The sequence below is a fragment of the Pseudomonas sp. Pc102 genome, assembly GCF_018408275.1.
In the GTDB taxonomy this organism is placed as follows: Bacteria; Pseudomonadota; Gammaproteobacteria; order Pseudomonadales; family Pseudomonadaceae; genus Metapseudomonas; species Metapseudomonas tohonis.
Map to the genome: position 1 here is coordinate 1,975,979 of NZ_AP021905.1, position 12,021 is coordinate 1,987,999.

9 protein-coding genes are annotated in these 12,021 nt (G+C 69.5%); 8 read left to right on the plus strand and 1 reads right to left on the minus strand.

The features are described 5' to 3' along the window. Positions 1–93: 93 nt before the first annotated feature. The 8 genes from PHLH3_RS09235 (at position 94) to PHLH3_RS09270 (ending at position 10,442) form a co-directional block, all read left to right on the plus strand. On the plus strand, positions 94–1,527 hold the full coding sequence (locus PHLH3_RS09235; protein ID WP_213628988.1) for an MFS transporter: 1,434 nt from the start codon (positions 94–96) through the stop codon (positions 1,525–1,527). Positions 1,528–1,642: 115 nt separating this feature from the next. Beyond that, positions 1,643–2,251, plus strand: coding sequence for a flavin reductase family protein (locus PHLH3_RS09240; protein ID WP_173173931.1), 609 nt, complete (start codon positions 1,643–1,645; stop codon positions 2,249–2,251). 211 nt (positions 2,252–2,462) lie between these two features. Continuing rightward, entirely contained in the window at positions 2,463–4,427 is a 1,965-nt protein-coding gene (locus PHLH3_RS09245) for a methyl-accepting chemotaxis protein (RefSeq protein ID WP_213628989.1), read from the plus strand. A 217-nt stretch (positions 4,428–4,644) separates the two neighbouring features. Beyond that, entirely contained in the window at positions 4,645–5,562 is a 918-nt protein-coding gene (locus PHLH3_RS09250) for an AAA family ATPase (protein WP_173173935.1), read from the plus strand. Positions 5,563–5,564: 2 nt separating this feature from the next. Then, positions 5,565–6,521: a DUF58 domain-containing protein gene (locus tag PHLH3_RS09255; RefSeq protein WP_213630493.1), complete on the plus strand. Its 957-nt coding sequence runs from the start codon at positions 5,565–5,567 to the stop codon at positions 6,519–6,521. Next, complete coding sequence (locus tag PHLH3_RS09260) at positions 6,518–8,512, plus strand: DUF3488 and DUF4129 domain-containing transglutaminase family protein (protein ID WP_213628990.1); 1,995 nt, start codon at positions 6,518–6,520, stop codon at positions 8,510–8,512. The genes PHLH3_RS09255 and PHLH3_RS09260 overlap by 4 nt, the downstream gene beginning before the upstream one ends. Before the next feature lie 35 nt (positions 8,513–8,547). Next, on the plus strand, positions 8,548–9,309 hold the full coding sequence (locus PHLH3_RS09265) for a CHAD domain-containing protein (RefSeq protein WP_213628991.1): 762 nt from the start codon (positions 8,548–8,550) through the stop codon (positions 9,307–9,309). 335 nt (positions 9,310–9,644) lie between these two features. After that, positions 9,645–10,442 (plus strand): thioesterase family protein, encoded by a 798-nt coding sequence (locus PHLH3_RS09270; protein WP_213628992.1) that lies wholly within the window; start codon positions 9,645–9,647, stop codon positions 10,440–10,442. A 4-nt stretch (positions 10,443–10,446) separates the two neighbouring features. Here PHLH3_RS09270 and PHLH3_RS09275 read toward each other — a convergent pair whose 3' ends face one another. Then, a complete protein-coding gene (locus PHLH3_RS09275; protein ID WP_213628993.1) occupies positions 10,447–12,021 on the minus strand; it encodes a GGDEF domain-containing protein in 1,575 nt (524 codons plus the stop codon).

Here is a 12,021-nt window from a genome sequence, read left to right on the forward strand (position 1 = left end):
ATCCGTATTATCAAAGAAATATCTTGTTTAATCTGCCGTCTCGCTCCTAATATCCAAGTAATTACTTGTGTAAATGACCTGGAGAGACGCCTGATGGACACCACTGCCTCCCTCGATTCCCAGCCCACCGCCAGTTGGGGCGAACTGCTCAGCGGGCGCAACGGCCTGATGGCGGTGGCGCTCACCGGCGGTGTCGCCCTGCACGCGATCAACGTGCACATCGTCACCACGGTGCTGCCGTCGGTGGTGCGCGAGATCGGCGGGCTGGATTGGTACGCGTGGAATACCACCCTGTTCGTGGTGGCCTCCATCGTCGGTGCCGCGCTGGCATCGCGCCTGCTCGCCGTCGGCGGGCCGCGTGGCGCGTGCCTGGCGGCGCTGGTGTTGTTCGCCCTGGGTTCGGTGGGGTGCGCGACGGCGCAGACGATGCCCTGGATGCTCGCCGCGCGGGCGGTGCAGGGGTTGGGCGGTGGCCTGCTGGCGGCCCTGAGCTATGCGCTGATCCGCGTGGTGTTCGCAGCGCCGCTGTGGCCGCGCGCGGTGGCGCTGGTGTCCGGCATGTGGGGCGTGGCGACGCTCTGTGGCCCGGCCGTGGGGGGCTTGTTCGCCGAGGCCGGGCACTGGCGCTGGGCCTTCTGGTCGCTGCTGCCGGTGGCCCTGTTCCAGGCCCTGCTGGTAATGGCCCAGTTGCGCCCGCGCACCGATGACGCCGAGGCGGAAGCGCTGCCGGGCATCCCGGTGCTGCAGATCGGCCTGCTGTCCGCCTCGGTCCTGGCGGTGGCGGCGGGCAGCCTGTCGCCGCAGCTGCCCTTGCAAGCCCTCGGCGTGGCCGTGGGGCTGGCCCTCGGGGCGCTGGCGCTGGGCTGGGATCGTCGCGCGACCGTGCGCCTGCTGCCGTCCGGTGGCGCTTCGCTGGGCAGCGCGCTGGGCGCCGTCTATGCCTGCGTGGCCTTGCTGCTGGCGGGGACCACCACCGAGATATTCGTGCCCTATTTCCTCCAGGTGCTGCACGGCCAGACGCCGCTGCTGGCGGGCTACCTGACGGCGGCCATGGCCGGTGGCTGGAGCCTGGGGTCGCTGCTGTCGTCCGGACGCCACGGCGCGGGGGCGGTGCGCCTGCTGCGCGGCGGGCCGGTGCTGTGCGTGGTCGGGCTGCTGGCCCTGGCAGTGCTGATTCCGCTGGCGGGGGAGCTGGCTTATGCGCTGCGTACCCTGCTGGTGGGCGTTGCACTGGCGGCGGTGGGCGCGGGCGTGGGCATCGGCTGGCCGCACCTGCTGACCCGGGTGCTGGAGCTGGCGCCGCGTGGCGAGGAGAGTGCGGCATCCACCGCGATCACCACGGTGCAGCTCTACGGCATGGCCATCGGCGCGGCGCTCGCCGGCCTGGTGGCCAACGCCTCCGGGCTCAGCGTGCCGGGGGGCGTGGCCGGCGCCCAGTCGGCGGCGGCCTGGCTGTTCGCAGGCTTCGCCCTGGCACCGCTGCTGGCCGCAGTGCTGGTCCGGCGCGTGGTCGGGCGGGCGGATTAGCAGGCTGCGTCGTCTGCATGTTTCAGCGGCCTGTTAGACGATCGCCGACTTTCCACGCGGGGGAGGGCGCGGGGCATAATCCACCCATCCCCCTCTCGCTTCCCCGGAGCCCCCGATGCAGCTCGATTTCACCACCCTCAGCCCGCTGGACGCCTATCGCTGGCTGGCGTCCACCGTCACTCCACGCCCCATCGCCTGGGTTTCCAGCCAGGCCGCCGACGGCACCCTGAACCTCGCCCCCTTCAGTTTCTTCCAGGTGATCAGCGACGCGCCGCCGACGCTGATGGTGAACGTCAACAACCGCGCCGACGGCAGCCTCAAGGACACCCTGCGCAACGTGCAGGAAACCGGTGAGCTGGTGATCCAGCTGGTGTCCCATGCGCTCGCCGATGCGATGAACGCCAGCTCCGCGCAGCTGCCGAGCGAGGTCAGCGAGTTCGAGGCCTGTGGCATCGCCAGCGAGCCTTCCGTGCGCGTGGCCCCGCCCCGGGTCAAGGGCGCGCCGGTGGCCTTCGAGTGCCGGCTGGTGGAGGTGCAGCCCTACCCGCGCGAGAACCCCAACTGCCACCTGATCTTCGCCGAGGTGCTGCTGGCCCATATCGACGATGCGGTGCTCAACGAGCAGGGACGCGCCGACCCGCACCGGCTGGACCTGGTGGGCCGCCTGGGCGGCAGCGCCTATGTGCGTACCCGGGACACCTTCAACCTGGTGCGCCCGAGCTGAACGGGCACCGTCTTCGGGCGCTGGGGTGATGATTCTGGCGCCGATTCCCTGGCGTTCGCTCTGAAAGCGACCTCGACTTAGCTAAAACCTCCAATCGGCCGCCCCCTGGCAGGGTTATGGCTTGTCGCCAGCATGGTCTCGCTCCTAAGTTCACGCTGTTGTCCCGGCAGCCTATGAGGCGAGGCCGGCCATCCGGCGAGGAGGAGTCCCCATGGCATCGGTTCTGCAACGTGGTATCGCCAGCCTCGGTACGGCGAAGAAGCTGACCCTGGGGTTCGGCGTGGTGCTGCTGCTCACGGCGGTCGTGGCCGCCACGGGCTTCTCCGCGCTGCGCAGCGTGGCCGACGGCGCCGCCCTGCTGGAGCGCACCAACGCGCTGGGGGGCGAGGTGCTGCGCATCCGCCTGATCGAGAAGGACTACGCGCTTACCGGCGATGCCAAGCAGGCCGAGGCGCTGCGCCAGGCGACCCAGGCGTTGCAGGAGCACGGCCAGGAATTGGGAGCCGACCTCGGTGGCGCCAGCCAGCAGACGCTTGGGCAGGTGGAGCAGGCGGTGACCACCTACCGCGCGGCCTTCGACCGCTATGTGGAGCTCACCGACAACATGCGCCTGTCCCTGGAGGCGGCCAACTGGCTGGTGGTCAGTGCCTCCAACAGCCTCGACGTGCTGCAGTCGGGCCTCAACGAGGACGGTGTCGACCTGCTGAAGAGTTCCCAGGGCGCGGAAGGCGCCGAGATGGTCGCCCAGGGCGGCGAGATCAGCCGTGTCTACCAGTCCCTGCTGCTGGCGTTGAACCAGGCCCGCGTGCGCTTGGAGCAGAGCCGCAGCAGCGGCGATATCGACGAGAGCGCCATCCAGGAGGCGCTGGATGCGCAGAAGCTCGCGGGCGAGCTGCGCGAGAGCATGAAGGACCCGGGCTACGCCGCAGTGCTCACCGAGGTGATCGGCAATATCGATTCGTTCAACGACCGACTCAAGGAATACACCGGCCACCTGCGCCAGCAGAAGGTGGAGTACCAGGCGCTGGTAGGCGCCGCAGAGGTGATAGTCGGCGCCGTCGACCAGGCCTACGGGCAGCAGAAGGAGGCGATGCTCGCCCAGCAGCGCGCGAGCTCCCTGCTGATCCTCTCGGCCAGCGCCCTGGCGCTGCTCATCGGCCTGGCGGCCACGGTGCTGATCGCGCTGCTGATCGTGCGGCCGTTGCAGCGGGTGATCGCGGTGGCGCGGCAGATATCCGCGGGCGATCTCAGCGTCGAGATCGAGGTTGACCGCAGCGACGAGGTGGGCCAGTTGCTGGAGGCCATGCGCGGCATGTCGGCCAACCTGCGCGACATGGTCGGGCGCTTGCAGGGCGGGGTGGCGCAGATTTCCTCCTCGGCCCAGGCGCTGTCCTCGGTCACCGAGCAGACCCGCGTCGGCGTCAACGGCCAGAAGCTGGAGACCGACCAGGTGGCCACCGCCATGAGCCAGATGACCGCCACGGTGCATGAGGTGGCGCGCAACGCCGAAGCGGCCGCCGCCTCGACGCAGAGCGCGGACAGCAAGGTCAGCAGCGGCAGCGAGGTGGTGCGCCAGACCCTGGGGCGGATCAACCAGCTGGCGACGGCCATGCAGGCGGCGACCCAGAGCATCGAGCAACTGAGCCATGAGACCCAGAGCATCGGCTCGGTGCTGGACGTGATCAAGAGCGTGGCCGAGCAGACCAACCTGCTGGCCCTCAACGCCGCCATCGAGGCGGCACGTGCCGGCGAGCAGGGGCGCGGCTTCGCCGTGGTGGCCGACGAGGTGCGCGCACTGGCCAAGCGCACCCAGCAGTCCACCGCCGAGATCGAGCGGCTGGTCGTCACCCTGCGCGATGGCGTGCGGCGCTCCGTCGAGCGCATGCAGGAAAGCGGGACGCTGGTGGAGATGACGGTGCAGGACGCCAACCACACCGAGCTGGCCCTGAGCGGCATCGCCGAGGCGGTGTCGGTGATCCACCAGATGAACCAGCAGATCGCCGCCGCCGCCGAGCAGCAGAGCGCCGTGGCCGAGGAGATCAACCGCAGCGTCACCAGCATCCGTGACATCGCCGACCAGTCCGCGCTGGCCATGGAGGAAACCGCCAGCTCCAGCACCCAGCTCGCTTCCCTGGGCCGGGACCTGCAGGCGATGGCGGGGCATTTCCGTTTGTGACCCCGGGGCTGCCGATGTGGGAGCGGTTTCAACCGCGAATGGCAGGGTGCCTGGCAATCGCGAATAAATTCGCTCCCACAGGACGGCGTACCGGCAGCTCTGGCGCAGCGTTTCGCCGGGGTGGACCTGGCGCACGGTTTCGTCAGCAAAAATTGCAGGGCGCTTTGCCATCCCCGTGCCCACCGGTAGCATCGGCCCATTGTTTCGGGAGCCTGCGATGCGAACCAGACTGGATGCCTGCCTCAACGCCGTGAACCAGGTCGTGCTTGGCAAGGAGCCCCAGGTGCGCCTGGCGCTGACCTGCCTGCTGGCCCGCGGTCACCTGTTGATCGAAGACCTGCCCGGCATGGGCAAGACCACCCTCAGCCATGCCTTGGCACGGGTGCTGGGGCTGAGCTTCCAGCGCATCCAGTTCACCTCCGACCTGTTGCCCGGCGACATCCTCGGCACGTCGGTGTTCGACAAGGACACCGGCCAGTTCGTCTTCCACCCCGGCCCGGTGTTCGCCGAGCTGGTGCTGGCCGACGAGATCAACCGTGCCACCCCCAAGAGCCAGAGTGCGCTGCTCGAAGCCATGGAGGAGGGGCAGGTGACCATCGAGGGGGCGACCCGGCCGCTGCCCGAGCCCTTCTTCGTCATCGCCACGCAGAACCCGGTGAGCCAGGGCGGCACCTTCGCCCTGCCGGAGTCGCAGCTGGACCGCTTCCTCATGCGCCTGTCGCTGGGCTACCCGGCCCGCGCGGCGGAGAAGGCGTTGCTGCTGGGCGAGGCGCGGCGGGAGATCCTGCCGCGCCTGGACCCGGTGCTGGATCACGCCGAACTGGCCCTCATCCAGGCCGAGGTGCCGAAGATCCGCGTCAGCGACGCCCTGGTGGACTATGTGCTGCGCCTGGTGGAGGCGACCCGTTCCCACACCCGGTTCGCCTGGGGCCTGTCGCCACGGGCCAGCCTTGCGTTGCTGGCCGCCGCCCGTGCCTGGGCGCTGCTGGCGGGGCGCGACTACGTGATCCCGGAAGACGTGCAGGCCGTGCTGCCCTCGGTGGTCGGCCACCGCCTGCGTGAACAGGCCGACCCGGCCGGCCACGGTGGCGGCGCCCTGGTGCAGTGGCTGCTGCGCGAAGTCCCGGCGCTCTGATGCTGAAGCAGCGCGTGCGGCCGCGCTGGAACCGCTGGCTGGCGAAGCGGATCCCGCCTGCGGCCGAGGTGCGCCTCAACCAGCGGCGCATCTTCATCATCCCCACGCGCACCGGGCTGGCCTTCGGCATCGCCCTGGTGCTGATGCTGCTGGCGGCGATCAACTACCAGAACAGCCTGGCCTACGGCCTGACCTTCCTGCTGCTCTCGGTGTTCATCCTGACCATCCTCCACACCTTCCGGAACCTCGCCGGCATGACCCTGCGCGCGGCCGGCGCCCCGGCGGTGTTCGTCGGCGAGCGTGCGCGCTTCCGGGTGCGCCTGGAGAGCGAGCGCCAGCCGCACCAGGCCATCGCTCTGGGCTGGCCACCGGCCGAGCTACAGGCGCAGGACGTGCCCGCCGCCGGTTCCTGCGACTGCGAGGTCGACCTGCCGGCCGAGCGCCGAGGCTGGCTGCGGCCCGGGCGCCTGCGGGTGGAAAGCCGTTTCCCCCTCGGCCTGCTGGTGGCCTGGAGCTGGGTGGACCTCGACCAGGCGGCGCTGGTCTATCCGCGCCCGTTGCCCGGCGACCTGCCGATGGGCGCCGGTGGCCGCCGGGATGATGAAGAGGACGGCGTGCGCGTGCTCGGTCGCGGCGCCGACGATTACCAGGGGCTCAAGCCCTACCAGCCCGGCGACTCGCGGCGGCGCCTGCACTGGAAGGCCTATTCCCGGGGCCAGGGCCTGTTCGTCAAGGATTTCGCCGCCCTCGCCGGGGCCGACCTGTGGCTCGACCTGGACGGCCTGGAGGGCGAGCTGGAAAGCCGCCTCTCGCTGCTCTGCCACTGGGTGCTGACCTTCACCGAGCGCGGCCAGCCCTTCGGCCTGCGCCTGGGCGGCGAGGAATTGCGCCCGGCCACCGGTGAACCTCACCGCGACGCCTGCCTGCGTGCGCTGGCCCTCTACGGGGTGGCGCGATGAGCACGGTGCAGCCGATCCCGCGCATCGCCCTGACCTGGTTGCTGGTGGCCCAGGTGCTGGTGATCCTGCCGCACCTTTTCCACCTGCCGCCCTGGATCATCGGCCTGTGGCTGGTCTGCGCCGGCTGGCGGATACAGGTGTTCCGCATGCGCGCCCGCTACCCCAGCGGCCTGGCCAAGATGCTGATGATGCTCGGTGCCGGCGCGGGGGTGCTGCTGTCCCGGGGCAGCCTGATCGGCCTGGATGCCGGCGTGGTGCTGCTGGTGGCGGCCTTCATTCTCAAGCTGGTGGAGATGCGGACGCGGCGCGATGCGCTGGTGCTGGTCTTCCTCGGCTTCTTCACCGTGGTGACGGCGTACCTCTTCGACGACGGTATGCTTGCCGCCCTCTACAGCCTGCTGCCGGTGACCGCGTTGCTGGCCTCGTTGATCGGCCTGCAGCAGAGCGCCTTCGCCGCCCGCCCACTGGCCACCCTGCGCCTGGCGGCGACGCTGCTGGCCCAGGCGCTGCCGCTGATGCTGCTTTTGTTCCTGTTCTTCCCGCGCATGGGGCCGCTGTGGTCCCTGCCGTTGCCCAGCGACAAGGGCGTCACCGGGCTGTCCGACAGCATGGCGCCCGCCGATATCGCCGAGCTCAGCCAGTCCGCCGAGCTGGCCTTCCGCGCCAGCTTCGAGGGCGCGCCGCCGCCGCGCCGCGAGTTGTACTGGCGTGCGCTGACCTTGGAGCGTTTCGACGGCCGTCGCTGGTCGCAATCGGAGGCCAGCCAGTTCAACTCCCCCGCGCAGTGGGAAAAGCGCGGCGAACCGCTGAGCTACAGCGTGGTCATGCAGCCCAGCGAGCGGTCCTGGTTGTTCACCCTGGACGTGGGCGAGACCAGCCTCGAAGGTACCCGGCAGATGATCGACTACCACCTGCAACGGCGGCTCCCGGTGGACCGCTCGCTGTTGTACCGGGTGACCTCCTGGCCCGAGGCGGTGCGTGACCCGCAGCTCGACGAGCGCGTGCGCCGGCGCACCCTGCAGTTGCCGGAACAGGGGGACCCGCGCAGCCGCGCCTGGGCCGCCGAGCTCAAGGCGCGACACCCGGCGACGGAGGACCTGGTGCAGGCGCTGCTGCGGCATTTCAATCGCGAGCCCTTCGTCTACACGCTGAAGCCGCCGCCGGGCGGGGCGAACAGCGTCGACGAATTCCTCTTCGACAGCCGCCGCGGCTTCTGTGCCCACTACGCCGGCGCCATGACCTTCGTGCTGCGTTCCGCCGGCGTGCCCGCGCGGATCGTGGCCGGCTACCAGGGCGGCGAGATCAACCCGGCGGGCAACTACGTGGCGGTGCGCCAGTTCGATGCCCACGCCTGGGTCGAGTACTGGACCCCGGAGAAGGGCTGGAGCAGCGTCGACCCGACCTTCCAGGTCGCGCCCAACCGCATCGAACAGGGGCTGGAGGAGGCAGTGGCAGGGGAGCAGAGCTTCCTCGAGAACTCGCCCTTCTCGCCGCTGCGCTATCGCCAGGTGAGTTGGGTGAACCAGTTGCGCCTGGCCTGGGACCAGCTCAACTACGGTTGGCAGCGCTGGGTCCTGGGCTACCAGGGCGAGGTGCAGATGCAGGTGCTGCAGCGCTGGTTCGGAGCCCTCGACGGTCGTACCTTCGCGCTCTTGCTGGTGGGCGGTGGTGGCGTGCTGCTGGGCCTGGTGGCGCTGTTCATGTTCAAGCCCTGGCGCCGCGAGCGCGACCCGCAGCTGCGCCTGTTCCAGGGATTCGAGCGTGCGCTCGGCCGCCAGGGCGTGCGGCGGGGCAAGGGCGAGGGCCCGCGTGACTATGCCGCGCGCGCGGCGCGGGCGCTGCCGGCACAGGCCGGGCTGATCGAGGAATTCGCGCGCCGTTACGAGGCTCTGCGCTATGCTGGCGAGCCTTTGCCACCGGCAGAGCTCGCGCAGGCGCTGAAGGCCTTGCGCAGGGCGCTGCCCTGGCGCCTTACCCGCGTGGAGCGCTGATCGGACGCGCGCCCGCCTGCCCGGATGACCCTTCCATGCCTGCCATGCTCGACGACCTGATCGCCCAGGTGCTGACCCTCGAAATCAAGCTGCTGTCCTGCCGTGAGCGCCTCGAAGCCGGAACCGATGGCGAGGCCCTGCACGACCTGCGCATCAACACCCGGCGCCTGCGCAGCCTGCTGCGCCCCCTGCGGGACCTGCCGGCCGCCCAGGTGCTGAACGAGGCGGCGCGCGAGGTCGGGGCACTGAGTACGCCGCTGCGTGACCTGGAAGTGCTGATCGTCGAACTGGAAAGCCAGGGGCTCGCCCCTCTGGCCGAGCCGCGCCGCAAGCGGTTGCGCGAAGGCCATGCCGCATTGCTGGCGAACCCGGCCCTGGTGCAGTTGTTCCGCGTGCTGGATGCCTGGCCGCAATTGCTGCGCATCTCCCATCGCGAGGGGTTGTTGGTGAAGCCGCGCAAGACCGTGCGCAAGCACCTGGCGCGGGACTGGAAGCGCCTGGAGCGGGCGCTGGCCGACCCGGCTCACGACCGCCATCGCCTGCGCCTGCTGATCAAGCGCGTGCGCTACGGTGGCGATGCCTACCCGCAGTTGGTGGAGGCTTCCGCCAAGGCCCAGCACCTGCTCAAGGGCGCGCAGGCCGCCCTCGGCAAATGGCATGACCGTCTGCAATGGCTGCTCATCGCAGAGCAGGAGCCCGACCTCGCTCCTCGGTTGAAGGCCTGGCGCGTAGCCATGCACGCAGCCGAGGTGCGTTCGGATCGGGTGCTGGACAAGCTGCAGGCGAGCCTGGGCTGATCTTTTCCCGTGGGTCGGGTGCAATCCGGCGAACCCCATGCGCCGAACCTTCCTGGCACTGCCTTTCGGCGGGCTCTTCATTGATGGGATTCGCTTCGCTCTTCCCATCCTACGGGCTGTTCTCGCAGGTGACCCCTGCTTGGGTCGAGAGCGGGATCAAGGCGTTTCGCGGGCAGAGCTCGCTCCTACGGGGAGGGAGTCGCGGCCATCAGCGCGCCTGATGCCCTGGCATTTTTCCCCTCCCCGTTGTCGCTACCCGCTTGAAGGTCGGCTTTCTAGCGCCTGGGCAATCCCCTAACATCCCTCCACTTTCGAATTCAGCGGGTGAGTGGACCATGAAGTTTTCCCAATTGATCCAGGCCGTTCGCAGCAATCCCGACGAAGTCGTGGTGCCCAGCGCATGGGCCCAGGGCCGGGCCAGTTTCGGCGGCCTGGTGGCCGCGCTGGCCTATGAGGCGATGAGCACCAAGGTGAGTGAAGGGCGCCCGGTGCGGTCGCTGGCGATCACCTTCGTCGGCCCGCTGGAGGCCGAGGTGCCGGCGAGCTTCGAGGCGGAGGTGCTGCGCGAGGGGCGGGCGGTGAGCCAGATGTTCTGCCGCGCGGTGCAGAACGGCCAGACGGTGGCGGTGGTGCAAGGCAGTTTTGGTGCCTCGCGTGAGTCGGCCATCGATGTACAGGCCGATCCGGCACCGGTGATCAAGCCGGCGGAGGAGTGCCAGGAACTGCCCTTCCTGCGTGGCGTGACCCCCGATTTCACCCGTTTCCTGGCCATGCGCTGGGGCATCGGCAGCATGCCGTTCACCAACAATCCGGCCCGCGAGATGGGCGGCTGGGTGCGTTTCCGGGGCGAGGTCGAGGACGAGCCCGCCGGAATCGCCCACCTGCTGGCACTGGTGGACGCCTGGCCGCCGGCGGTGCTGCCGCACCTGCGCAGCCCGGCACCGGGCAGTTCGCTGACCTGGACCATCGAGTTCGTGCAGCCCCTACCGGCCGTAGGCACCCTGGAGTGGTGCCTGTACCGCGCCGAGATCGACCACGCCCGCGATGGCTACGGTCATGTCTCGGCACGCCTGTGGTCGCCCTCCGGCGAGCTGGTGGCGCTGAGCCGGCAGACGGTCACGGTCTTCGGCTGAGGCGTCAGAGGGACGCGACCTCCACCCGGTTGCGTCCGGCCTGCTTGGCGGCATAGAGCGCCGCATCGGCGCGGCCGAGCAGGGATTCCAGCGTTTCTCCCGAGCGCATCTCGGCGATCCCCAGACTGAGCGTCAGGCGCAGGACATCACCCCCGACGAGGTCCACGCGCAGGGCCTCGACCCCGGCACGCAGACGCTCGGCAACCAGCGCAGCCTTGCCGTCCCCGGTCTCCGGCAGGATGGCCGCGAACTCCTCGCCACCCAGGCGCCCGAGGACATCGACGCCACGCAGGCAGTCACGCATCACCCGTGCGACGGCGCGCAGGGCTTCGTCGCCGATGGCGTGGCCATGGCCGTCGTTGACCGACTTGAAGTGGTCGATGTCCATCATCAGCACCGAGCACGGATGGCCGAAGCGTTCGGCCTGGCGCAGCATGTCTTCGGCGCGCTGCATGAAGGCGCGGCGGTTGTCGAGGCCGGTGAGGCCGTCGGTGGTGGCCAGGGTCAGCAGCTCGTGCTCCATGCGCTTGCGCAGGCTGATGTCGTAGCTCCAGACCAGATGCGCAGGCTCGCCCTCGAGCTCGACGATTCGACCGAACACCACGCCCCAGTAAGGCGCGGTCTTGCCCAGCAGCGCCTCCCAGTCATCGATCTGGCGACGCGCCTCCAGGGCGGCGCGGAAACGCTGGGCTTCGGATTCGGCGGCGAACAGCCGGTCCAGGGAGAACTGCGAGCCACGCTGCAGGCCCTGGCGGACGATCAGGCGCTGGTTGACGAAGTGCACACGGCCCGATTCCGAGCCGATCAGGGCGACGTCGCTGGGGCTGGCTTCGAGGATGTGCTTGAGCAGTTCGCGGCCTTCGCTGAGGGCGAGGGTGCGCGCCTCGACGCGGCTTTCCAGGGTATGGGCGAGCTCGCCCAGGCTCTCGCTCAGCCGACGGGCCTCACGGAAGCTGTAGATCAGGTGGGCCACCAGCAGGGCGCCACCCACCAGCAACCCAAGCAAGGCCCAGGCGAGCTTGCTGAAATAGTCGTAAAGACGCTGGCGCTCTTCATCAAGCTCGTTGGCCAGGGAAATGTTGGCGGCCACCATCACCTCGTGCATGGCGCGTTGCAATGGCGGCAGCTCACGGAGGATCTCGGCGCTGGTGGCGCGGGCGGAGGCCTGGTCGTTCCAGTCGACACGTTCCAGCCAGCGCTGGCTGAGTTCGGAGACGCGTTGCAGGGTGCGGGTGGTTTCCGGGCGCGCGGCGGGCAGGAAGTCGAACAGGCGATGGCCTTCGACCGGACGCGACAGGCTGCGCAGCACGCCGAGGCGGACCACCAGTTGCGTGGCGCCGCTGTGGCCCTGTTCGATGTGCTGCGCTTCCTCCAACAGGCGGTCCATGCCGTTGCGGATCTGATAGACCTGCCACAGCTCGCCATGGGAGCCGGGTCGGCCGAGCTGCCGTGCCTCGTTGACCACCAGCCACAGCGAGCCCCCGGCGGTGATCGCCATGACCAGCATGAGAACCAGGAGGACCGCCATCACCAGCCGCTTGCGCGGCAGGGAAATACTGTCGGCAAAACTGTCGGGCAT